At 60.8% G+C, this 22155-nt stretch carries 20 protein-coding genes; 7 read left to right on the plus strand and 13 right to left on the minus strand.

Features of this window, described 5'->3' with window-relative positions:
• Positions 1–13: 13 nt before the first annotated feature.
• From ASG35_RS10035 to leuS, 4 genes are all read right to left on the minus strand, one after another.
• A complete protein-coding gene (locus tag ASG35_RS10035) occupies positions 14–1291 on the minus strand; it encodes a glutamate-5-semialdehyde dehydrogenase (RefSeq protein ID WP_056356239.1) in 1278 nt (425 codons plus the stop codon).
• Positions 1292–1355: 64 nt separating this feature from the next.
• A complete protein-coding gene (gene holA / locus ASG35_RS10040) occupies positions 1356–2471 on the minus strand; it encodes a DNA polymerase III subunit delta (RefSeq protein WP_056356120.1) in 1116 nt (371 codons plus the stop codon).
• An 18-nt stretch (positions 2472–2489) separates the two neighbouring features.
• Positions 2490–3041 carry an LPS-assembly lipoprotein LptE gene (locus ASG35_RS10045; RefSeq protein WP_056356241.1) on the minus strand — a complete coding sequence of 184 codons (552 nt, stop codon included), beginning with the start codon at positions 3039–3041 and terminating at the stop codon, positions 2490–2492.
• An 80-nt stretch (positions 3042–3121) separates the two neighbouring features.
• On the minus strand, positions 3122–5716 hold the full coding sequence (gene leuS, locus ASG35_RS10050; RefSeq protein ID WP_056356121.1) for a leucine--tRNA ligase: 2595 nt from the start codon (positions 5714–5716) through the stop codon (positions 3122–3124).
• Positions 5717–6279: 563 nt separating this feature from the next.
• Here leuS and ASG35_RS10060 point away from each other — a divergent pair.
• On the plus strand, positions 6280–7380 hold the full coding sequence (locus tag ASG35_RS10060; RefSeq protein WP_156393081.1) for a fimbrial protein: 1101 nt from the start codon (positions 6280–6282) through the stop codon (positions 7378–7380).
• 42 nt (positions 7381–7422) lie between these two features.
• Here the strand turns inward: ASG35_RS10060 and ASG35_RS10065 are convergent, their stop codons facing one another.
• The 4 genes from ASG35_RS10065 to ASG35_RS10080 form a co-directional block, all read right to left on the minus strand.
• Positions 7423–7848 (minus strand): ExbD/TolR family protein, encoded by a 426-nt coding sequence (locus tag ASG35_RS10065; protein ID WP_056356126.1) that lies wholly within the window; start codon positions 7846–7848, stop codon positions 7423–7425.
• A 34-nt stretch (positions 7849–7882) separates the two neighbouring features.
• The gene (locus ASG35_RS10070; RefSeq protein ID WP_056356128.1) at positions 7883–8587 is read right to left on the minus strand and encodes a MotA/TolQ/ExbB proton channel family protein; all 705 of its coding nucleotides are present in this window, start codon (positions 8585–8587) and stop codon (positions 7883–7885) included.
• Positions 8588–8621: 34 nt separating this feature from the next.
• Positions 8622–9419, minus strand: coding sequence for a 4-hydroxy-tetrahydrodipicolinate reductase (gene dapB / locus ASG35_RS10075; RefSeq protein WP_056356131.1), 798 nt, complete (start codon positions 9417–9419; stop codon positions 8622–8624).
• 170 nt (positions 9420–9589) lie between these two features.
• Positions 9590–10417: an outer membrane protein assembly factor BamE gene (locus tag ASG35_RS10080; protein ID WP_056356243.1), complete on the minus strand. Its 828-nt coding sequence runs from the start codon at positions 10415–10417 to the stop codon at positions 9590–9592.
• Positions 10418–10618: 201 nt separating this feature from the next.
• Between ASG35_RS10080 and fur the strand changes: the two genes are divergently transcribed.
• On the plus strand, positions 10619–11047 hold the full coding sequence (gene fur, locus ASG35_RS10085) for a ferric iron uptake transcriptional regulator (RefSeq protein ID WP_056356132.1): 429 nt from the start codon (positions 10619–10621) through the stop codon (positions 11045–11047).
• A 76-nt stretch (positions 11048–11123) separates the two neighbouring features.
• On the opposite strand, the gene gap is transcribed toward fur, so the two are convergent.
• Both gap and tkt read right to left on the minus strand, forming a co-directional pair.
• Entirely contained in the window at positions 11124–12134 is a 1011-nt protein-coding gene (gene gap, locus ASG35_RS10090; protein ID WP_056356134.1) for a type I glyceraldehyde-3-phosphate dehydrogenase, read from the minus strand.
• Between the two features lie 68 nt (positions 12135–12202).
• Positions 12203–14233 (minus strand): transketolase, encoded by a 2031-nt coding sequence (gene tkt, locus ASG35_RS10095; protein ID WP_056356136.1) that lies wholly within the window; start codon positions 14231–14233, stop codon positions 12203–12205.
• 311 nt (positions 14234–14544) lie between these two features.
• On the opposite strand from tkt, the gene ASG35_RS10100 reads away from it, so the two are divergent.
• Both ASG35_RS10100 and ASG35_RS10105 read left to right on the plus strand, forming a co-directional pair.
• Positions 14545–14958 (plus strand): VOC family protein, encoded by a 414-nt coding sequence (locus tag ASG35_RS10100; protein ID WP_056356138.1) that lies wholly within the window; start codon positions 14545–14547, stop codon positions 14956–14958.
• 62 nt (positions 14959–15020) lie between these two features.
• Positions 15021–15758, plus strand: coding sequence for a 16S rRNA (uracil(1498)-N(3))-methyltransferase (locus tag ASG35_RS10105; protein WP_056356139.1), 738 nt, complete (start codon positions 15021–15023; stop codon positions 15756–15758).
• A gap of 90 nt (positions 15759–15848) precedes the next feature.
• On the opposite strand, the gene ASG35_RS10110 is transcribed toward ASG35_RS10105, so the two are convergent.
• From ASG35_RS10110 to ASG35_RS10120, 3 genes are all read right to left on the minus strand, one after another.
• Complete coding sequence (locus ASG35_RS10110) at positions 15849–16406, minus strand: barstar family protein (RefSeq protein ID WP_056356245.1); 558 nt, start codon at positions 16404–16406, stop codon at positions 15849–15851.
• Between the two features lie 5 nt (positions 16407–16411).
• Positions 16412–16927 carry a ribonuclease gene (locus ASG35_RS10115; protein WP_056356247.1) on the minus strand — a complete coding sequence of 172 codons (516 nt, stop codon included), beginning with the start codon at positions 16925–16927 and terminating at the stop codon, positions 16412–16414.
• A gap of 548 nt (positions 16928–17475) precedes the next feature.
• Positions 17476–19782, minus strand: coding sequence for an NADP-dependent malic enzyme (locus tag ASG35_RS10120; RefSeq protein ID WP_056356141.1), 2307 nt, complete (start codon positions 19780–19782; stop codon positions 17476–17478).
• Positions 19783–20028: 246 nt separating this feature from the next.
• On the opposite strand from ASG35_RS10120, the gene thiL reads away from it, so the two are divergent.
• From thiL to ASG35_RS10135, 3 genes are read left to right on the plus strand one after another with little or no spacing between them, the layout of a single operon-like run.
• The gene (gene thiL / locus ASG35_RS10125) at positions 20029–21051 is read left to right on the plus strand and encodes a thiamine-phosphate kinase (RefSeq protein WP_056356143.1); all 1023 of its coding nucleotides are present in this window, start codon (positions 20029–20031) and stop codon (positions 21049–21051) included.
• Complete coding sequence (locus tag ASG35_RS10130) at positions 21041–21577, plus strand: phosphatidylglycerophosphatase A family protein (protein WP_235527505.1); 537 nt, start codon at positions 21041–21043, stop codon at positions 21575–21577. Before thiL ends, ASG35_RS10130 begins: the two co-directional genes overlap by 11 nt.
• A gap of 57 nt (positions 21578–21634) precedes the next feature.
• Positions 21635–22135: a CinA family protein gene (locus ASG35_RS10135; protein ID WP_056356145.1), complete on the plus strand. Its 501-nt coding sequence runs from the start codon at positions 21635–21637 to the stop codon at positions 22133–22135.
• Positions 22136–22155: the final 20 nt, after the last annotated feature.

Below are 22155 nucleotides of genomic sequence, written 5' to 3' on the forward strand. Positions count from 1 at the left end.
AGGTCAGCGGAGGTTATTGACGGACTTCGCCATGACCCAGGACTACATATTTCATCGATGTCAAACCGTCCAGCCCGACCGGTCCGCGCGCGTGCAGCTTGTCGTTCGAAATGCCGATCTCGGCGCCGAGGCCGAACTCGAAGCCATCGGCAAAACGCGTCGATGCGTTGACCATCACGCTCGCCGAATCCACTTCGCGAAGAAAGCGCATGGCGCGGTCGTGGTCTTCGGTGACGATGGCGTCGGTGTGATGCGAGCTATGGGTGTTGATGTGATCGACGGCTTCGTCCAGGCCGTCCACCAGCTTGATGGACAAAATGGGCGCGAGGTATTCGGTGTTCCAGTCGGCTTCGGTCGCGGTGACGAGCGGGCCTTCGTATCGCGCGTTATCGAGGACGGCGCGGCTCGCCACGTCCACGCGCAATTCCACGTCCTTCGCCCTGAACGCGTTCGCGAGCGGCGGCAACGCTTCCGCCGCAATCCCGCGTGCAATCAGCAGCGTTTCCATGGTGTTGCAGGTTCCGTATCGATGCGTCTTCGCGTTGTCGCAAATGTCGAGCGCCTTGCTCAGGTCCGCGCGGTCATCCACGTAGACGTGGCAGATGCCGTCGAGATGCTTGATCATCGGCACGCGCGCTTCTTCCATCAATCGCGCGATCAGGCTTTTGCCGCCACGCGGGACGATCACGTCCACATATTCGGTCATGGTGATCAGCTTGCCGACCGCCGCGCGATCCGCAGTCGCGACAACCTGCACGGCTTCTTGCGGCAATCCGGCCGCTTCCAGCCCTTCGCTAATCAGCTTCGCCAGCGCGGCATTGCATTCGAGCGCCTCGGAGCCGCCGCGCAAAATGGCCGCGTTGCCGGATTTGAGGCAAAGCGCGGCTGCATCGATAGTCACATTCGGCCGCGACTCATAAATGATCCCGATAACACCGAGCGGCACGCGCATTTGCCCGACCTGAATACCGGTCGGGCGGAATTTCAAGCCGCTGATTTCTCCAATAGGATCAGCCAGCGCGGCAACCTGCCGCAAACCTTCGACCATGGTGTTCAGCGCTTTGTCGGACAGCGTCAACCGGTCGATGAACGCCGCGTCATGGCCGTTGTCGCGGGCATTGGCGAGATCGCGCGCATTTGCATCTTTCAGCGCTGCGCGTTCGCGTTCGATGGCATCCGCAATAGCGTAAAGCGCGGCATTCTTCGCGGCCGTGGATGCTCGCGCCATGGCGCGCGAAGCCCGGCGCGCGCGGTGGCCGAGGTCGATCATGTATTCGTCGATGTTGGTCATCGTCATTCTCTTGGAACGCTGGCGCGCTAAAAAGCGCAAAGATAGACCCGATTCTAAGCCGATGTCAGCTCGGGCGCTTTACTGGAGGCGCTTTGGCCGTGTTGCCTTGCAACGGACTGCCCGAGGACGCCACGGTCATCGCAAGTTCGAACATGCCGTCCCAGACATCGGGCGGCGGATCGCCGGGACCGGCGCTGCCTCGCGGTCCGCTGCCGCCGGACAAGCCTTTGACCTGCCGATCCAGCTTCGCCGCCAGCGACAACGCTTTTTCAAGCGCCGCTTCGCTCACGCGTGAAAGCGCCGGCCCGATCAGCCGCTCGCGCGGTCCCCAGACGCGGTTTTCGCGCAACAACGTGGCGAGCGGTTTGCCCGCTGCAACGCCGCGTTTCATGCGCAGCAGCGTGCGCACTTCTTCAACCAGCGCCCAGATCACGAGCGTGCCGGCTTCGCCCTCGCCCTTCAGCCCGTCGAGCATGCGCGTCAAACGTCCCACATCGCCCGTGAGCATGGCTTCGTTCAGCTTGAACACGTCGTAGCGCGCGACGTTCAGCACGGCGTCGTGAATCTGTTCGAACGTGAGCACGCCCGTGGGATAAAGAAGCCCGAGCTTCAGAATTTCCTGATGCGCCGCGAGCAAGTTGCCCTCCACCCGCTCGGCGATAAACACCAGCGCCCGCCGTCCGTCTTCTCCCGGCGCCACGCGCTGGTTCTGCGCGCTCAACCGCTGGCCAATCCACATGGGCAATTGCGCGCGCTCGACCGGATCGATCTTCAGCGCCACGCCCGGACCGCTCAACGCCGTGAACCACGCGGACTTTTGCGTGGCGGCGTCGAGACGCGGCAAGGTGATGAGCGTGAGGACGTCGGGGTTATCGGCGGCGGCCAGGGTTCTCAGCGCCTCGCCGCCTTCCTTGCCGGGCTTGCCGGTCGGAATGCGCAACTCGACCAGTTGGCGATCGCCGAAAAGCGACATCGACTGGCTCGCGCCGAGCAGCGAACTCCAGTCGAAATAGCGATCCACCACGAACACCGAGCGGTCCGTAAAACCCTGCGCCCGCGCCGACGCGCGAATCTTGTCCGACGCTTCCTGCACGAGCAGATGCTCGTCGCCATAAACGACGTACAAGCCTTTCAGCCCTTTCGCGAGGTGCGCATCGAGCGCGTCGAGTCGAAGTTGCATGTTTTCTACGATGCCCGCTTACAGCGGCGGCACAGGCAGCGGCGCACGCGGCGCGATGCCCGGCAGCGCTTCGCTCGGCGCCGGATGCAGCGAACGCACGACGGCAAGGCGGCGAGTCAGCTGATCGACGGCATCGAATTGCATGTCGCGGAATAGCGTCTGCGCTTCCGTACCCTTCGCGAGCGTGAACTGGTCGCTATACGTGAGCGCGCGGTTCAGTGCGATCGTGCTCGGCGGAATCAACAGCGTGCCGTCGGCGCCGACAAGCGTGTAACCCAGGTTGTAGTCGAGCTCGTATTCCTGCACGACGCCTTGTGCATTCAGGCTCAAGGTCTTCATGCCGGTGCCGCTGCTCAGCGAAAGAACGGCGTCGGGCTTTTCGGACGCCTTGACGATCACGGTGTCGCTGCCGCCTTCCACCACGCGCTGCAGGCGTCCGAGCATCTCCGGCGTACCGCCGCTGATTGCAAGCCGCTTGAACGCGTAGTCTTGCTGGCCGCGCAATTGGAAGCCGCACGCGGACAGCAGCATTGCGCCGCATGCCAGCGAGAGGATCGACCTTCGGCTGATCACTTTTTTGGTCGAACTGAAGCCTTTGCTGCTCACAACGTCCTCCAGAATTGTCGCGGCACGCGCGCTCGATTTCAGGCTCATACGACTACGTTCACCAGTCGTCCCGGCACGACGATAACCTTCTTCGGCGTCCGCCCTTCCGAGAATTTCTCGAACATCTCGTGCGCCACCGCCGCCTTTTCGATGTCCTCGCGCGACGCGTCCTTCGCCATGGTCATGGAACCGCGAACCTTGCCGTTCACCTGCAGCACGAGCTCGATTTCGGATTGCTCGAGCGCGGCTTCATCGACTTTCGGCCAGGGTGCGTCGAGCAAACTGCCGTACACGCTGGCATAACCAAGTTCCTGCCACAACTGGAACGTGATGTGCGGCACGACCGGATACAGCACGCGCAGCAACACGCCGAAGGTCTCGTTGACCACGGCCGGCGTGGCGTCCTTCGCGCTATCGACGGCGTTCAACATTTTCATGGCCGCCGATACAACCGTGTTGTACTGCAAACGGCCATAGTCGAAATCGGCTTGTTTCAGGATGGTGTAGATCTCGCGGCGCAACGTGCGGTCGGAATCGTTGAGCTTCGACGTGTTGAGCTTGCCGTGCGCCTTGAGCGCGTCCGCGCGGCCGTGCGCCAGTTGCCATACGCGACGCAGGAATCGGCTCGCGCCTTCCACGCCCGTACCCGACCATTCGAGCGATTGTTCCGGCGGAGCAGCGAACATCACGAAAAGGCGCGCCGTGTCCGCGCCGTAGGCATCGATCAGCGATTGCGGATCAACGCCGTTGTTCTTCGACTTCGACATCTTCTCCACGCCGCCGATCACGACCGGCTCACCGTCCGCGTTCAGCACCGCGCCAACCGGGCGGCCCTTGTCGTCGTGGGAAACGGTCACGTCAGCGGGGTTGATCCACGTCTTCTTGCCCGCCGCGTCCTCGCGATAGTAGGTTTCGTTCAGCACCATGCCCTGCGTGAGCAGGTTTTTCGCGGGTTCGTCGAAGCTCACGAGACCGAGGTCGCGCATCACCTTCGTCCAGAAACGCGAATACAAAAGGTGCAGAATGGCATGCTCGATTCCGCCGATGTACTGGTCCATCGGCATCCAGTAATCGGTGCGTTCGTCGACCATCGACTTGGCATCGGGCGCTGCGTAGCGCGAGAAATACCACGATGAATCCACGAATGTGTCCATGGTGTCGGTTTCGCGTTTTGCCGGCGCGCCGCACTTCGGGCACGTGCAATTCACGAACGCTTCCGACTTCGCCAGCGGATTGCCCGTGCCATCCGGCACAAGATCTTCCGGCAACACGACGGGCAAATCCACTTCCGGCACCGGCACGTCGCCGCATGTCGCGCAGTGGATGATCGGGATCGGCGTGCCCCAGTAACGCTGACGGGAAATGCCCCAGTCGCGCAGGCGCCAGGTGATTTGTTTATCGCCGAAATTTTTCGCTTTCAGGTCCGAAGCGATTGCGTTGACGGCGTCCTCGAAGCCAAGGCCGTCGTATTTGCCGCTGTTGATCAGCGTGCCCGTGCCTTTCTCGCCGTACCACTCTTCCCATGCGTCCGTGGTGTAGGTCTTGCCTTCGACCGCGACCACCTGCTTGATCGGCAAGTTGTATTTCTTGGCGAACGCGAAGTCGCGTTCATCGTGCGACGGCACGCCCATCACCGCGCCTTCGCCGTAGCTCATCAACACGTAGTTGCCAATCCACACTTCGACCTTTTCTTGCGTCAGCGGATGCGTGACGAAAAAGCCGGTCGGCGCGCCCTTCTTTTCCATGGTCGCGACATCGGCTTCGGCCACGCCGCCGCGCTTGCATTCTTCAATGAACGTCTGCAACGCGGGGTTATCGCGAGCGAGGCGCGTGGCGAGCGGATGTTCAGCGGCGACGGCTGCGAAAGTCACGCCCATGATGGTGTCGGCGCGCGTGGTGAAGACGCGCAGCAACTTGCTTTCGCCGTCGATCTCGTACGGGAAACCGAAATTCACGCCGAAGCTCTTGCCAATCCAGTTCTGCTGCATCACTTTCACGCGCTCGGGCCAGCCGAGGCCGTCGAGGTCGCCGAGCAACTGATCCGCGTAATCCGTGATGCGCATGTAGTACATCGGGATTTCGCGCTTTTCCACGAGCGCGCCGGAGCGCCAGCCGCGCCCGTCGATTACTTGTTCGTTCGCGAGCACGGTCTGGTCGACCGGATCCCAGTTCACCTTCCCGGTCTTTTTATACGCGATGCCCTTTTCCAGCATCTTCAGGAACAACCACTGGTTCCATTTGTAGTACTCGGGTTTGCAAGACGCGATTTCTCGCGACCAGTCGATAGCCAGCCCCATCGACTGCATTTGCTTCTTCATGTAGTCGATGTTGTCGTACGTCCACTTCGCCGGCGGCACGTTGTTCGCCATTGCCGCATTTTCCGCGGGCATGCCGAACGCGTCCCAGCCCATGGGCATCAGCACGTTGTGGCCGTTCATGCGCAGGAACCGGTACATCACGTCGTTGATGGTGTAGTTGCGCACGTGCCCCATGTGCAGCTTGCCCGACGGATACGGCAGCATGGACACGCAGTAGAACTTCGGCTTGTCGCTGGTTTCGGTCGACCGGTAGACATCTTTCGCGCGCCAGTCGCTTTGCGCTGCGGATTCGACGTCGGCGGGTACGTATTTATCTTGCATGGTGTGGTTTTGGCTTTTCGGCAAATGCGGGCTAACGGTGTCGGACAACAAGCGCGGGCGCTGGCCTGACCGGTCAATGCCTCAGCGCGACGATGGAAATTTGACCCCTGTGAACGCGCCGGACAGGAAGAGCACGATTATACCGGCTGCGAACGCACGGGCGGCGCGGGACGGTTGCGGGAAGGACCGCGGGTTTCCCAGCGCGGCGCGTTCGAATTAACCGAGGGCGGAGCCTGGGCCGGCTTTCAGTCAGCAGCCGCTACGCGCGACAAGTACGTTGCGTATTGGCTTGGCCAGTTGATGTCTTATGGGTTGCCGGCGTTACGCATACCCGGCGCCTGCACAAACTGAAACGCACTGTGATCAACGCCGAGATTGACTCCGAACGCTGGCAAGCTGGATCGTTTGCTCGGACAAACGGGAAACCTCCAACGACCGTCTTCAGGCGCGCACGATATTCGGCTCGATGTGATCGGCTCGTTTATCGAAGCATTTGCACGCGGCCGCAAATCGTAGCCGAAACACTTTCGATATTGATTCAAATTGCCGATCGACAGGACGACATGATTTCTTTGACGACAAATGCAGGCACTTGTGATCGCTCTCGCGGCGTATCCCGACGCCGGAAAAGCCGTTTTCACTTTCCCGCAAAAGCGATCCGCGCCTTGCTGTTAGTTTTTGCATTCTTATGTGCTACACCCGCCCAAGCCGAAATGGGATGCAACCCCTATGAGATCAGCAAGGTGTTGACCGCAGGCGTCATATCGATTCCCATGGGTGCAACGTCCGGTCAGACCGTCGCTACGTTAGCGCCAGACGCTTTTAGGACTGGATGCATTTTTACTGGCGGCGTGGTGTCAGGAACGATTATTCATGATCTATTCACCGATACCGCCGTCGTACCGGGTTTCACCGACGTCTATCCCACCAGCATTTCAGGCCTGGGGATCCGCTATACCATGATCACGCCATCGGGATGCGACAGTAACAACGCGACATTAAGCAACTCGCGCATAAGCATTTCATGCTTGGTCAATGTGGAGGCGGGCGGCGGCAACACTTACCTGACCCTAAGCGTCCAACCCAGCTTCGTCGTAACCGGCACGGTGCGACCCGGCGCCTCCAGCCTCGCCACCGTCCCCACGATTAAATTTACTTACCGCATTAAGGACGTTTCAGGTTCCTGGCCAAAATCGCCGCTGTACACAGGCGTAGCAACGGGCACGCTCAGCACCGCGACATGTTCGGTACAAACCGCTGCCAACGCGGTAACACTGCCTACCGTCTCCACACGTTCGTTTTCGGGCGGCGTGGGCACTTTTTCAGGCCGACAGACCTTTAACCTTGGTTTCTCCTGTGCGTCGGGCGCCCAGGTATCGATTGTCATTACCGACGCGGTCGATCCATCAAATCGATCCAACGTGCTCACGCTTGCGCCCGATTCGACCGCGAAAGGAATCGGCGTCCAGATCCTGAGAGATCCGACTACGCTCGTTTCGTTTGGCCCGGACGCGGCAGGACCGGGCGTGGTAAATCAATGGTTGATCGGAGCGTCGCCGAGCGGGTTGCTTCAGTTGCCCTTGATAGCGCAATACATCCGTACCGGGGACGTGCAGGCAGGATCGATCAAAGCGCTGGCGACGTTCACAATGTCCTATCAGTAGCCAGCCAATGTTGCGCTCGAGCTTCGCCGTATTCTGTGGAATTTATTGGGCGGACTTCACGGGAGCGGTTACAAACCCAATCTTGCTCAATCCCGCGCTCTGCGCCGCGCCCATCACGCGGGCGATCACGTCGTAATGCGTCGCCGCCGATGCCCGCAGATGAAGCTCCGGCTGCGAGGCCTTTTTGCTCTCAGCCGCGAATTGCGCCTGCATCTGATCGAGCGTAATGGGCTTGTCGTTCCAATAGAACTTGCCGGTGTCATCGATGGAAAGCGTAATGGTCTCAGGCGTCTCGCGCGCCACTTGCGAAGCAACTTTTGGCAAGTCCAGCCGAATCGCGTGCGTGAACAACGGCGCGGTGATGATGAAAATCACGAGCAAAACCAGCATCACGTCGATCAACGGCGTCATGTTGATCTCCGCCATGGGAGCGCCGTTCGATTTCTTGTCGAGTCCGCCGAATGCCATGATGTGCTTGTCCGGTGCGTTGAGCGTCTGATCGCTAAACCGCGTGATCCTCGACCGCCGCGCTATTCACTCTGCGCGGCGCCGTGCCGTTCGTGTACGCGTGCAGGTCGTGGGCGAAACCATCGAGTTCTTCGGAAATCTGCCGCACCAATCGGCCGAGCACGTTGTACGCGAGCACGGCCGGAATGGCGACAACCAGCCCGAACGCCGTCATGATCAACGCCTCGCCAACCGGCCCCGCCACGTTTTCGATCATGGCCTGCCCGCTTGCAGCAATGCTGCCGAGCGCATGATAAATACCCCACACGGTGCCGAGCAAACCCACAAACGGCGCCGTACTTCCCACCGACGCCAGCAAAACCTGCCCGAACTCAAGCCGTCGCTGCGAAGCCAGCAGCGCGTGCCGCAACGCGCGCAACACACGCTCACCCGACTCCACATGCGCGATCAGAGCGCCCGGCATTTCCGCTTCCGATGCGCGCCACGCCGCCACCGCCAGCGGCAAATACACCCGTTCGCGATCGACTTTCTTCAACTCCGCGATGCCATCGGCAAGCGTCGCCGCCTGCCAGAACCGCTGCACGGCGCGCGGCCCCTGGCGCTTTGCACGCACGAGTATCCACGCCTTCACGATCAGGAAACACCAGCTCGCCACCGACATGGCCAGCAGCACGCCGGCCACGCCATGCGTAATGCCGTCGCTGCTTTGCAAGTAATGGATGATGCCGGTTGTTGCCATTAAGCGATGACCTCAAAGGAATCAGCGGCTGGAATCAACGCAAGCCGAGCACGTCCTGCATGTCGAACATGCCGCGATCCCTGCTCGCCAAAAACCGCGCGGCGCGCAACGAACCCTGGGCATAGGACAAACGACTGGACGACTTGTGCGTGATTTCGACCCGCTCGCCGATTCCCGCAAACAATACCGTATGGTCGCCGACAATATCGCCACCGCGAATCGCAGCAAAGCCGATAGTCGATGGATCCCGTTCGCCCGTCACGCCTTCGCGGCCATAAACGGCGCATTCCTTGAGATCACGGCCAAGCGCATTGGCGATCGTCTCGCCCATGGCGAGCGCGGTGCCTGACGGCGCATCGACCTTGTGCCGGTGATGCGCTTCGATGATCTCGATGTCGTAACCTTTATCGAAGTGCTTTGCCGCGAATTCGAGCAGTTTGAGTGTCACGTTCACGCCCACGCTCATGTTCGCCGCGAACACGATGCCGATCTTTTCTCCAGCGGCACGCAGTTGGGCTTTTTGATCGTCGCTGAAACCGGTCGTGCCGATCACCATTTTCACGTTATGCCGCAACGCCGCTTCCAGATGCGCGAGCGTGCCTTCGGGACGCGTGAAGTCGATCAGCACGTCGCTGTCGGCAAACACACGCTCGATATCGTCCGTAAGGATCACGCCGGTGCTTTTGCCGAGAAGCGCGCCCGCGTCCTCGCCAAGCTGAGGCGAACCCGCGCGGTCGAGCGCGCCGGACAAGGTGGCATCGGGGTCGTTGAGAACGGTTTCGATCAGCATGCGGCCCATGCGGCCCGATGCACCGGCGATGGCGATTTTCATGGCGTGTCTCGCGTGTTGAAGCGGATTGGCGTTATGAAGACAGTGCGGCGATAAACGATCAAGCAAAGGTCGAAGCGGCGCGGCTGGCCGCTTGCGTAACAGCACAAGCTGGACTCGTACGGCGGGACGGTCAGAAAATCAAAAACCGCCCGCCGTGCTTGTTAGCTGGCTTAGTTCGTTTTGGTCGATGGCACGTAGAACGTCGCCTGACCGTCGGTGTTCGCCGGCGTAGGCGACGTGCCAGCCGGTCCGACCGCCGCACTATTCGGAATGGTCACCGTCTGCGGACGACGCTGCAACTGGATCTGCGAGTTACCGCCAGCGCTCACGTTCGGCGGCAGGCTCGGATTCCCCGGCACGTTCGGCATGGCCGAAGAGCGAGTGCGTCCGGTCGGCGCTTCCACGGCAGCGGTTGCGCGGTTGGCGGCCTGAGCAGCTTGCTGATTGGCGTCGCCGGCGAATGCATTCGATGCATCCGGTTGCGTGCTCGGCTCGCCGCCCGGCACCGAAACAGACGCCGTTGCGGGCGTGGCAGGAACGCCGCTCGCACCGGCAACGCTCGCCGCGGTGGGCAACGGCGCAACGGGAAGCTTGCGGCCCTTGTCGCCATCTATTTCGGCCAGCAACTCGAGATTCGATGGCAGGTTTTCCCCGCCCGTCCAGTTCTGCACGCGATCGCCGGCAAAATTCACCACGAAGTCACGCTGTTGCACAACCGAGGTCGAACCGCGCTTGAAGTAGAAAATGTAGTCCCAGCGATCCGCGTGGAACATGTCCGCGAGCAGCGGCGTGCCGAGCAGCGTTTTCACCTGATCGCGTGACATGCCGACCTGCATTTGCGCCGCGGCTTCCGCCGAAACGAAATTCCCCTGCACGACCGTTATCCGATACGGCGTGATGTGTTGCGCGATGCTTTGCGTAACGCTGTCGTAAGTGGAACAAGCGGACAACCCGGCCAGGACGGTCATGGTGGCGGCAGCGATCAAAGGTCCGCGCATACGACGGCTCTCCCGGCAATTCAACAAAGATTTTGGAAACATTTCATCCTTCATTTCACCCTTCGCCTGGCCCATTGCCCGAACGGGCGCAGGAAGTTTCGAAGTCTTTCGGAGATCGCGCCATTTCGTTCGGATGGTGACCAGAACGGTAAAAACGCATTACTATGAGAACCTTGAATTGTACTCTAGGGATGCCTAGCCATGACCAATCCCGCCGATCTCAAAAATATCGGGCTGAAGGCAACCTTGCCCCGGCTCAAGATCCTCGAGATTTTCCAGCATAGTCCGGTGCGTCACCTGACCGCTGAAGACGTGTATCGCAACCTGCTGCACGAAGAACTCGATATCGGTCTTGCAACCGTGTACCGCGTGCTCACGCAGTTCGAACAAGCAGGTTTGCTGTCGCGCAGTAATTTCGAATCCGGTAAGGCCGTGTTCGAGCTGAACGAAGGCTCACATCATGACCACCTGGTGTGTCTTGACTGCGGTCTGGTCGAAGAGTTCTTCGACGCCGAGATCGAAAGCCGCCAGCAAGATATCGCGAAAGAGCGCGGTTTCAAGCTGCACGAACACGCGCTCGCCTTATACGGCACGTGCACGAAAGAACAATGTCCGCATCGGAAGAATTAATCCGGTTGTAACTTCGGAAAAATAAAAAGCCGCCGGTTTTTGCAAACCGGCGGCTTTTTTCAATCCACGACGTGGCTTACTTGGCGTTTGCCAACGCTACCGCCGTGTCCAGCATGCGGTTCGAGAAACCCCACTCGTTGTCGTACCAGCTCGACACCTTCACCAGACGACCCGAAACCTTCGTGAGCGTTGCGTCGAACGTCGACGATGCCGGGTTATGGTTGAAGTCGATCGAAACCAGCGGCGCCGTGTTGTAGCCCAGAATGCCCTTCAGCGTGCCCTCCGATGCTTCCTTCATGATCGAGTTCACTTCGTCCACGGTCGTGTCGCGTGCAGCGATGAACGACAAATCGACGATCGACACATTGATGGTCGGAACCCGGATTGCGTAACCGTCCAGCTTGCCGTTCAGTTCCGGCAACACCAGACCCACCGCAGAAGCCGCGCCCGTCTTCGTCGGAATTTGGCTATGCGTGGCCGAGCGCGCGCGGCGCAGGTCCTCGTGATACACGTCCGTCAGAACCTGGTCGTTCGTGTAGGCGTGAATGGTCGTCATCAAACCGTTCACCAGGCCGATCTTGTCGTTCAGCGGCTTGACGAGCGGCGCGAGGCAGTTCGTCGTGCACGATGCGTTCGAAATCACCGTGTCCGACGCCTTCAGCACGTGATGATTCACGCCATAAACGATGGTCGCGTCAACGTCCTTGCCGCCCGGCGCCGAGATGATCACCTTCTTCGCGCCGCCCTTGATGTGCGCGCTGGCCTTTTCTTTCGTCGTGAAAAAGCCCGTGCATTCCAGCACGACGTCCACGTTCAACTCGCCCCACGGCAATTCGGCCGGGTTGCGGTTCGCCAGCACGCGGATGCGGTCGCCATTGACCACGAGGTAGTCGCCATCCACCGATACTTCGCCCGGAAATTTGCCGTGCGCCGTGTCGTATTGCGTCAGATGCGCGTTCGTTTTCGCGTCACCAAGGTCGTTGATGGCAACGATCTCGATGTCATGCTTCTTGCCGTTTTCGTACAAGGCGCGCAGCGTATTGCGGCCGATCCGGCCGTAGCCGTTGATTGCAACGCGAATCGTCATGGTCTATCTCCTGATGGCTGAAAAAAAGTTCAGTTCGCCGCTGCCGGTACGCTTGTCAAAGCGTCCGTTCAGCCCGCGAGCGCGGCTTTCGCCGTCTCCACGACATGCTCGACGGTAAAGCCGAAATACTTGAAAAGCTCGCCGGCGGGCGCGGATTCGCCGAACGAATCGATGCCCACCACGCCGCCTTCGAGACCTACATACTTGCGCCAGAAATCGGTCACACCGGCTTCGACCGCCACGCGCACCACGCCCTTCGGCAGCACACGCTCGCGATACTCGGCGTCTTGCTTATCGAACACGTTCGTACACGGCATGGACACGATCCGCGCGCCAATGCCTTCCTGCGCCAGCTTTTCGGCCGCCTTGAGCGCCAGTTCGACTTCCGAGCCCGTGGCGATCAGGATGATCTTGCGCGCGGGAATATCGTCGTTCCAGTCGCGCAGCACATAGCCGCCCTTCGCGACATTCGCGATCTGGACGTCGTTGCGTGCCGAGAACAGCAGGTTTTGTCGCGTGAAGATCAGCGCCGACGGTCCCTTGTAATCAATCGCCGACGTCCACGCCACAGCGGTCTCAACGGTATCCGCCGGACGCCACACGTGTAAGTGCGGAATCAGCCGCAAGCTCGACGTTTGTTCGACCGACTGGTGCGTCGGACCGTCTTCACCCAAACCGATGGAATCGTGCGTAAACACGAAGATAGACGGCGCTTTCATCAGCGCGGCCACGCGCAGCGCATTGCGGCTGTAGTCCGAGAACGTCAGGAACGTGCCGCCAAACGGACGATACCCGCCGTGCAGCACGAGGCCGTTGATAGCCGCGCTCATGCCAAATTCGCGCACGCCGTAATTGATGTGGTTGCCCCACTGGATCTGGTTCGAGGTCTCGCCGGCACGCACCGCCTTCGATGCCTTCCAGTTCGTCAGGTTCGAACCCGTCAGGTCGGCCGAGCCGCCGAGCAATTCGGGCAACGCGGCAGCAAGTCCGTCCAGCGTTTGCTGCGAAGCCTTGCGCGTGGCAATGGTCTCGCCCTTCTGATTCGCCGCTTCAATGATGTTCTTCGCGTCCTGCGTCCACGTTGCCGGCAACTCGCCGTTCATGCGACGCACGAACTCGGCAGCTTCGGCCGAATGCTTCGCGCTGTAGGCATCGAATTGCTTGTTCCACTCGGCCTCGGCACGCGCGCCCGCTTCCTTCGCGTCCCACGCTGCGTAGACTTCCTGCGGAATCACGAACGGTTCCCACGTCCAGCCCAGTCCTGCGCGTGCATCGGCAATTTCCTTCGGGCCGAGCGGCGCGCCGTGCGAGTCGTGGCTGCCCTGCTTGGTCGGCGCGCCCTTGCCGATGGTCGTGCGGCAGCAGATCAGCGTTGGCTTGTCCGAATTCTTGGCTTGCGCGATGGCGGCATCGACGGCGTCGACGTTATGGCCGTCGACCGCGCGGATCACGTTCCAGCCGTACGCTTCGAAGCGCTTCGGGGTGTCGTCGTGGAACCAGTGTTCAACATGACCGTCGATGGAAATGCCGTTGTCGTCGTACAGCGCGATCAGCTTGTTCAGCTTCAGCGTGCCGGCAAACGAAGAGGCTTCGTGCGAGATGCCTTCCATCATGCAGCCGTCGCCGAGGAACACGTAAGTGTGGTGATCGACGATCTTCGCGCCGTCCTTGTTGAACTCGGCGGCAAGAAGCGCTTCGGCCAGCGCCATGCCAACCGCGTTCGCCAGACCTTGTCCGAGCGGACCCGTGGTCGTTTCCACGCCCGGCGTGATGCCGTATTCCGGATGACCCGGCGTCTTCGAATGCAGCTGGCGGAAATTCTTGAGTTCGCTGATCGGCAGGTCGTAGCCGGTCAGGTGCAGCAACGAGTACAGCAACATGGACCCATGACCATTCGACAAAACGAAACGGTCGCGGTCGGCCCAGTGCGGGTTGCTCGGGTTGTGCTTCAGATGACGCGACCAGAGCGCAACGCCGATTTCCGCCATGCCCATTGGCATGCCCGGATGGCCGGAATTGGCTTGCTGCACGGCGTCCATTGCCAGCGCGCGGATTGCGTTGGCCATCAGGGTGGTCTGGCTGGAAGTCGGGGATGTCATGTCGAGTCCGGTAGGTCCTGAAAAGATCCTGGGATGATTCTGGAGACGCACCGGGCGAACGACGAAACCACGTTTTCAGCAACCGGAGCGACGAGAAACGAAGAGGATCGGGAGCCCGCCATTCTAACAGACGCCTTCCGAACTCAGGCGCGACCAGCGCCCGTTCGGCGGCCGCAAGAAAACCGGCTGCGGCCGCGCGTTCGGGCACGCTACCTGCATCTGGCAACCGGGCGCGACGCAACCGGGCCGGGCTTCTCCCGGAACCGCCATGGCACAATGCACGAACCAGCGCGCTCCGAGGAGATTTTGAAATGACCGACCCCCGCCCCGCCGATGTCCCTTGGCTCACGCCGTATCTGACGGTTCGCGACGCCCGCGTGAGCACGGGGTTCTATGAGCAGGCGCTAGGATTTGCACTGCGCGACAGCGTCAACGACGACGGCGCCGTGATCCACGTCGAGATGACGTATCGCGGGCAGTTGATCCTGATGTTCGCACCGGAAGGCGCTTACGGGTCGCACGCAAAAACCCCGAAAAGCACGGGCCTGATGGCGCCGCAATCGTTCTATTTGTACGTCGATGACGTCGATGCCGTCTATGCGCGCGCCATGGCCGTCGGCGCCAAGGGATTGATCGAGCCGCAAGACCAGTATTGGGGCGACCGGTTTGCGCAATTCGAAGACCCGGATGGGTATCGATGGGCTATCGCCCGGCATTTGAACTGATCGCGGCCCTTCGTCCTCCTCTTTAGCTCGGGCGCCTCACGCGCGTCCGGGCGCACCATTCGATGCCACGTTTCTTCGTCTCCGGCCCGCTCGTCGCGGGCGAAATCACGCCGCTTCCCGACGATATCGTCCGGCACGTCCACGTCCTGCGCCTGCAAACCAACGACGCCATCACGCTCTTCGATGGCAACGGCGGCGAGTACAGCGCCCGGCTGCTCGAGATCGGCAAACGGGCGGCGACCGCGCACATCGATGCGTTCTCCGAACGCGACGCCGAACCGCCTTATCGCGTCACATTGGCGCAGGGCGTCGCGGGCGGCGACAAGATGGACTGGCTGATCGAAAAGGCGGTCGAGCTGGGCGTTGCGTCGGTGATTCCTTTGACCGCTGAACGTGGCGTGGTGCGGCTTTCGGGCGAACGCGCGATTCGCCGGCAAACCCATTGGCAAGCGCTGGCGCGCGCGGCGTGCGAGCAATGCGGGCGCAATCGCGTACCTGAAATTGCGCCCGTGCTGGATATCGATAAATGGCTGGATAATCTGCCGCCCGCTCAGGACGGCGAGTTGCGCTTGTTGTTGTCGCCAAGGGCAGAGCTGGGTTTCGCGTCGCTTCCGGCAACGCCGCCGGCTGCGCCTGTGACGTTTGCTATCGGCCCGGAAGCGGGTTTCTCGCCGGCAGAAGAAGCAGCGATTTCCGATGCCGGATTTGTCACGCTCGGCCTCGGACCACGCGTATTGCGCACGGAAACAGCTGGCATCGCTGTCCTCGCGGCACTTGCGGCGCGCTGGGGCGGATGGTGATCCGGAATGCTCAGCATGCAAAAAGCCGGGCAGCGCCTGTATTCAACAGACGCCGCCCGGCTTTTACTGAAACGATAAACCCCGCGTTTTTCAGGCGAACGAGTAAAACACTCTGAACGCCACGCGCCGTTCCGCCCAGAATTCCGCGGCTTCGCGGAACACGTCCAGAAGGGTTTCGCGCCCTTCCTTATCGAATTTCTGCGCCACCGGCAGCGCTTCCAGGACGATCACGAATCCTGGCTGCGAACCCGCCTTGTGAACCAGATCGGTCAGGCTGTCGTACAGCGCGTCGTAATTCTTGCCAAAGTGTTTGGGAAACAAAAACGATGTCGCGATGGTTTCAAGTACTTCCTGTTTGCTCTGCGCCTGACCGCAGTACGCGTACAGGAAATGCTGGCCAAGTTTGCTCGCTTCGTCCGCGAGATCCTGAACGCGAAAAGCGCGGATCGACTGCACGATATTCGATCGTACCGTCTTGAAAAGACTCATAGACCCCTCGTTCAATGATGACAGCGCCGTGCTCGGTTCGTCGTCGGGTCTGGTTTCGTCTGTTGTGCGGAGTCGCAAAACGCGCTGGAACATGTTGCCATCGCCGGCGAAAAGATCACCCGCGACACCGTTGTCGTGCGCGTAGATGTTGTCGCTCATGCCGTTCATCCCGAAGTTAATCCCGCAATGCGTTTAAAACTCACGTAATGGTCGTCGGTGTAGAAGCAGTTGTCGATCTGCCGACGGGGCCCGCCACATACGATCCGGCGTGCGCCGCGATCGCGGGCGCGCGGCGTAGGAACGGTGTATTCATGGTAATAGCCGCGCGGATGCGGCGGCAGCAAACGCTCGCGATTGCCAAACACAATGCCGTCCTTCTCAAACGGGAACGGTCCGCCCGCTTCGATCCGCCGTAACGTCACAACGGCCTGTTTCGGCAATTGCGACGCGTCGACGGTCGTCTGAGACGGTTCCGAACCCGCTGGTGCGGCATCGCGCTTGATTTCTCGCGGATCGCTTTGCGGCGTGTTCTTGTCTTGCAACGCGAGCGGCGACTGGGCCTGCGACGCTGCTGCGGTAGTGTTGCCGCCCGGGCTCTGCGAGTCCGGCGCGCTCTTGCCGCAGCCGCTCAGCACCACCAAAAGCGCCGTCAGGAAACCACCAACCCATGCGCGCTTCACCAAACCCATCCCGCTCGAAACCCCAAAAATTGACGACCCTGAAAGACGTAAGGGTATCGCTAATGACAGCCGGAATCAACGTTGGTTCAGGCAAAGCCCGACTTTTAAGCGATTTTCGCGGCCGGCAAAACGGCGCTCGTCCGTTAGTACAGCCACGCACAGCGCTAAACCAAAATTTAGGGAACGATCAAAAATCGGATTCGACTGAGATACATTTATCTTGCATGGGATAATAATTAGCTCATGCTTGGTTTGGAGGGTGGAGCTAGTGTCGCCTCTCTAGTGGAAACTCTCACGGTCCAATGATCGGAACCATTGCTGTTTGGAGGAGAAAGCAAATCCCCTTGCATGCCTCAAGCGTGCCGGAACGTCCGGCACGCTTTTTTTGTCTCTTGGCCGAGATCCTTTTTGGTTTGCGGAAGAACAATAAAAAAGGAATCGCGCAATTGCACAATCCCTTTGTTCGCAATCCCTTGGTTCTCAATCCCTTGGTTCTCAATCCCTTTCGCCAGCAAAACCCGCGACCCTCCGCGGGCTCGAACTTTCCTTTACCGCGCAACCGCCGTCGTATCCGCCACCAGCAACGCCGTCATATTGACAATGCGTCGCACCGTTGCGGATGCCGTCAGCACGTGAACTGGCTGCGCCGCGCCCAGCAGGATCGGACCGATGGCAATGTTGTTGCCAGCCGCCGTCTTCAGCAAGTTGTACGAGATGTTGGCTGCATCGATATTCGGCAACACAAGCAGGTTCGCATCGCCTTCCAAAGTTGATTCCGGCAGCACTTCGGCGCGCAGGCGTGAATCCAGCGCCACGTCGCCGTGCATTTCACCGTCCACATCCAGTTCTGGCGCGCGTTCTTTCAGCAACGCCAGCGTTTCGCGCATCTTGATGGCGGACGGTGCGTTGCTCGTACCGAAATTGGAATGCGAAAGCAGCGCAATCTTCGGCACGATCCCGAAGCGGCGCACTTCTTCCGCCGCCATGATCGTGATTTCGCAGAGCTGCTCGGGCGTCGGGTCGACGTTCACATGGGTATCGACGATGAAAATCTGCCGGCCCGGCAACACAAGTGCATTCATGGCGGCATAAACGCTGCAGCCCGCCTTCTTGCCGATCACCTGATCGACAAAATGCAGATGACGATGCGTCGTGCTGATCGTGCCGCAAATCATGCCGTCGGCCTCGCCCTTCTTCACCAGCATCGAGCCGATCAGCGTAGTGCGGCGGCGCATTTCCAGCTTGGCCATTTGCGCGCTGATGCCCTTTCTCGCCATCATGGTGTGATAGGTCTGCCAGAAATCGCGATACCGCGAGTCGTGGTCGGTATCGACGACGGTGAAATCCACGCCCGGCGTCAGACGCAAACCGTACTTTGCGATGCGCTGCGTGATCACCGCCGGACGACCGATCAGGATCGGCTTGGCGATCTTCTCGTCCACCGCGATCTGCACCGCGCGCAACACGCGCTCTTCCTCGCCCTCGGCAAACACAATGCGCTTCTTGTCCGGCTCCACGCTGCGCGCGAGCTGGAACACGGGCTTCATGGTCGTGCCGCTGTGATACACGAACTGCTGCAGATGCTGCTCGTAAGCATCCATGTCTTCGATAGGACGCGTCGCCACGCCCGAATCCATGGCCGCCTTCGCAACCGCCGGCGCGATCTTGACGATCAGGCGCGGGTCGAAAGGCTTCGGAATCAGGTACTCGGGACCGAACGACAAATCCTGAATGCCATAAGCGGTTGCCACGATATCGCTTTGTTCCTGGCGCGCCAGTTCCGCAATGGCGTTCACGGCGGCAATTTCCATCTCGCGCGTGATGGTGCTCGCGCCCGCATCCAGCGCGCCGCGGAAGATGAACGGGAAACACAGCACGTTGTTCACCTGATTCGGATAGTCCGTGCGGCCCGTTGCCAGAACGGCGTCCGGTCGAACTTCCAGCGCGAGTTCCGGCAGGATTTCCGGCGTCGGATTAGCGAGCGCCAGAATCAGCGGCTTCGGCGCCATGTTCTTGACCATTTCCTGCTTGAGCACGCCGCCGGCCGAAAGACCGAGGAACACGTCGGCGCCTTCGATCACATCGGCGAGCGTACGTGCCGACGTTTCGCGCGCAAAACGGTCCTTGTCCGGATCCATCAGTTCAACGCGGCCCTTGTAGACCACACCGGCCAGATCCGTCACGAAAATGTTCTCGAGCTTCATGCCGAGTTCGACCAGCAAGTCGAGACACGCGAGCGACGCCGCGCCCGCGCCCGAAGCCACGAGCTTCACTTCATCGATCTTCTTGCCAACCACGACCAGACCGTTGGTAATCGCCGCCGCGACCACGATGGCCGTGCCGTGCTGGTCGTCGTGGAACACCGGAATCTTCATGCGCTTCCGTGCTTCGCGCTCGACGATAAAACAATCCGGCGCCTTGATGTCTTCGAGGTTGATGCCGCCGAACGTGGGTTCGAGCGCGCAGATCACATCGACGAGCTTCATGGGGTCCATCTCGTTCAACTCGATGTCGAACACGTCGATGCCCGCGAACTTCTTGAACAGTACAGCCTTGCCTTCCATGACCGGCTTCGACGCGAGCGGACCAATGTTGCCGAGCCCGAGCACCGCCGTGCCATTCGTCACCACGCCGACCAGGTTGCTGCGCGCGGTGAAACGCGCGGCGTTCAGCGGGTTTGCAACGATCTCTTCGCACGCGAACGCAACGCCCGGCGAATACGCCAGCGCGAGATCGCGCTGGTTGATCATCTGCTTGGTCGGGGCGATCGCGATTTTGCCGGGGGTCGGGAACTCGTGGTAATCGAGCGCGGCTTCGCGAAGTTTGGCTTTGGCGTTATCTGCTGGCGTGGTCATGAGGCGGCGGGCTTTAGGCAAGATTAGAATAGAAGTTCGAACGCATTGTAGCGCCAATCAAGGCCCGTCCCAGAAGGTGATACCCGCAATTCACAGCGCATGGCCCATTCGGACAAGGCTTCGAAAGGCGGCAGAAAGCACATGCCTCTCAGCGGTTTACGCCGCTAAATCCTTTTATCGAGATGAAACGCGCGCCAATGCGAGCGCATCGTCCCTCACTCTTTTTTCGACAATGCCGGACCGACGATGCTCTCAGAGTTTTCCCTGATCGAACGATATTTCTCCCAGCCGGCTACTACGCGCCGCGCACCGGCAGCCCAAAACTCGGGTAGGGAAGCGAGCGCGACGCTCGGTATCGGCGATGATTGCGCGCTGCTCGCGCCCAAGCGCGGTCAGCAACTGGCGATTTCCACCGACATGCTCGTATCCGGACGCCATTTTTTCCCCGATGTTTCTCCGTTCGCGCTCGGCCACAAGGCGCTCGCCGTGAACCTCTCCGACCTCGCCGCAATGGGCGCCGCGCCGCGCGCGTTCACGCTCGCGCTGTCCATGCCGAAAGCGGAGGAAAGCTGGCTCCAGGCGTTCAGCGACGGCCTGTTCCACATGGCAAACGCGCATGGCTGCGAGTTGATTGGCGGCGATACAACCGGCGGTCCGCACGTGACCATCAGCATCACGGTTTTCGGCGACGTGCCCGCGGCGCGCGCCTTGCGCCGCGATGCAGCGCGGCCCGGCGACGATATCTGGGTTTCCGGCCAGCTCGGCAACGCGCGCGTTGGGCTCGGCGTGAGGCGGCAAGAATGGTCCATACAAGACGCCGCCAGCGAAGCCATCGCGATCAAGGCGCTGGAACAGCCCGAACCGCGCGTGGCACTCGGCATTGCATTGCGCGGCGTGGCGCACGCGGCGCTCGATCTGTCCGACGGCCTTGCCGGCGATCTGCTGCATATCTTGAAGCGCTCCGGCATGCGCGCGACCGTGAACGTGGATCTCGTGCCGCGCTCGAACGTGATCGATATGTTGCCCGTCGATGCGCAGTTACCCTGCGTCCTCGCCGGCGGCGACGACTACGAACTCTGCTTCACGGCGCCCGTCGAGGCCCGCACGAAAATCGAACGCATGGGCGCGCGTCTGGGCGTCCTCGTGACGCGCATCGGTACAATCGAGGGTCTTGCTCTTCCCACTGACACGCCCGCCATCGACTGGTGCAATCACGCCGGTCCCGTTTCCTTCACGGCCTCGGGCTACGACCACTTTCATGCAGACTGACCCGATCACCGAGACTATCGACGACACACCGCGTCCCAAGCCGAAGCGCCGGACCAGCGCGCGTTTCATGCTGTCGCATCCGCTGCATATCCTTTCGCTGGGTTTTGGCAGCGGCTTGTCGCCGGTCGCGCCCGGCACCGTTGGCACCTTGTTCGCGTGGGCGTCGTTCGTTGCGTTCAACCCGTATCTGACGGTCGCCGAATGGGCCGTGCTGATTGCCGTGGGGTTCGTTGCAGGCTGCTGGTTCTGCGGCTTCACGGCGAAGAAAATGGGCATTGAAGATCCGTCGCCGGTGGTGTGGGACGAGATCGTCGCGTTCTGGCTCGTGCTGCTCTTGGTCACGCCGGCCACGTTCACCGGACAGTTGTGGGCGTTCATCGTGTTCCGTTTCTTCGATATGGTGAAACCGCCGCCCATCCGCTATTTCGACCGTCATTTGAAGGGCGGCTTCGGCATCATGTTCGACGACATCGCGGCTGCGTTCTTCACGCTGCTCGTGATCGCGCTGTGGCGCATGACCATTTGATCCCGTGCATTACCGACTCTTCCTTCTCCACACGATCAGCCCTTAGCGAGTCCCGTCATGGCCACCGATAAAGTCGTCCACCAGCTCGCCATTCGTGCCGGCAACAAACTGCGTGACGAGCGGCTGATGCTCGCGACGGCGGAATCGTGTACGGGCGGTCTGGTCGCCGCCGCGATGACCGATATCTCGGGCAGCAGCGCGTGGTTCGAACGCGGTTTCGTCACGTATTCGAATGCAGCGAAAACAGAGATGATCGGTGTGCCGGCCGACCTGATCGAGCGTCACGGCGCGGTGAGCGAACCGGTCGCCAAAGCCATGGCCGAAGGCGCGCTGAGGAACAGCCGCGCGCAGGTTTCGTTGTCCATTACCGGCGTGGCCGGCCCGGGCGGCGGAACGGAAACCAAGCCGGTGGGCATGGTCTCGTTTGCGTGGAGCAACCGGCTGCATACATCGGTGGAAACACAGATGTTCAAGGGCGATCGCGAACAGATTCGCACCCAGGCGGCCGCGCACGCGTTGCGTGGTCTGCTCGAACTATTAGAACGAAGGGAACGGTGAGCAAGCGGATGGCTGCAAGA

The sequence above is a fragment of the Burkholderia sp. Leaf177 genome, from assembly GCF_001424345.1.
In the GTDB taxonomy this organism is placed as follows: Bacteria; Pseudomonadota; Gammaproteobacteria; order Burkholderiales; family Burkholderiaceae; genus Caballeronia.

What these genes read in the sequence shown, in the direction of transcription:
- ASG35_RS10135 (WP_056356145.1), top strand. Translation starts at nt 21,635, where the DNA reads ATGGCCACCGATAAAGTCGTCCACCAGCTCGCCATTCGTGCCGGCAAC.
- fur (WP_056356132.1), top strand. Translation starts at nt 10,619, where the DNA reads ATGACCAATCCCGCCGATCTCAAAAATATCGGGCTGAAGGCAACCTTG.
- ASG35_RS10080 (WP_056356243.1), bottom strand. Translation starts at nt 10,417, where the DNA reads ATGCGCGGACCTTTGATCGCTGCCGCCACCATGACCGTCCTGGCCGGG.
- ASG35_RS10100 (WP_056356138.1), top strand. Translation starts at nt 14,545, where the DNA reads ATGACCGACCCCCGCCCCGCCGATGTCCCTTGGCTCACGCCGTATCTG.
- tkt (WP_056356136.1), bottom strand. Translation starts at nt 14,233, where the DNA reads ATGACATCCCCGACTTCCAGCCAGACCACCCTGATGGCCAACGCAATC.
- ASG35_RS10065 (WP_056356126.1), bottom strand. Translation starts at nt 7,848, where the DNA reads ATGGCATTCGGCGGACTCGACAAGAAATCGAACGGCGCTCCCATGGCG.
- ASG35_RS10120 (WP_056356141.1), bottom strand. Translation starts at nt 19,782, where the DNA reads ATGACCACGCCAGCAGATAACGCCAAAGCCAAACTTCGCGAAGCCGCG.
- dapB (WP_056356131.1), bottom strand. Translation starts at nt 9,419, where the DNA reads ATGAAAATCGCCATCGCCGGTGCATCGGGCCGCATGGGCCGCATGCTG.
- ASG35_RS10130 (WP_235527505.1), top strand. Translation starts at nt 21,041, where the DNA reads ATGCAGACTGACCCGATCACCGAGACTATCGACGACACACCGCGTCCC.
- ASG35_RS10070 (WP_056356128.1), bottom strand. Translation starts at nt 8,587, where the DNA reads ATGGCAACAACCGGCATCATCCATTACTTGCAAAGCAGCGACGGCATT.
- ASG35_RS10110 (WP_056356245.1), bottom strand. Translation starts at nt 16,406, where the DNA reads ATGAGCGACAACATCTACGCGCACGACAACGGTGTCGCGGGTGATCTT.
- ASG35_RS10035 (WP_056356239.1), bottom strand. Translation starts at nt 1,291, where the DNA reads ATGACCAACATCGACGAATACATGATCGACCTCGGCCACCGCGCGCGC.
- thiL (WP_056356143.1), top strand. Translation starts at nt 20,029, where the DNA reads ATGCTCTCAGAGTTTTCCCTGATCGAACGATATTTCTCCCAGCCGGCT.
- gap (WP_056356134.1), bottom strand. Translation starts at nt 12,134, where the DNA reads ATGACGATTCGCGTTGCAATCAACGGCTACGGCCGGATCGGCCGCAAT.
- leuS (WP_056356121.1), bottom strand. Translation starts at nt 5,716, where the DNA reads ATGCAAGATAAATACGTACCCGCCGACGTCGAATCCGCAGCGCAAAGC.
- ASG35_RS10060 (WP_156393081.1), top strand. Translation starts at nt 6,280, where the DNA reads ATGATTTCTTTGACGACAAATGCAGGCACTTGTGATCGCTCTCGCGGC.
- ASG35_RS10105 (WP_056356139.1), top strand. Translation starts at nt 15,021, where the DNA reads ATGCCACGTTTCTTCGTCTCCGGCCCGCTCGTCGCGGGCGAAATCACG.
- holA (WP_056356120.1), bottom strand. Translation starts at nt 2,471, where the DNA reads ATGCAACTTCGACTCGACGCGCTCGATGCGCACCTCGCGAAAGGGCTG.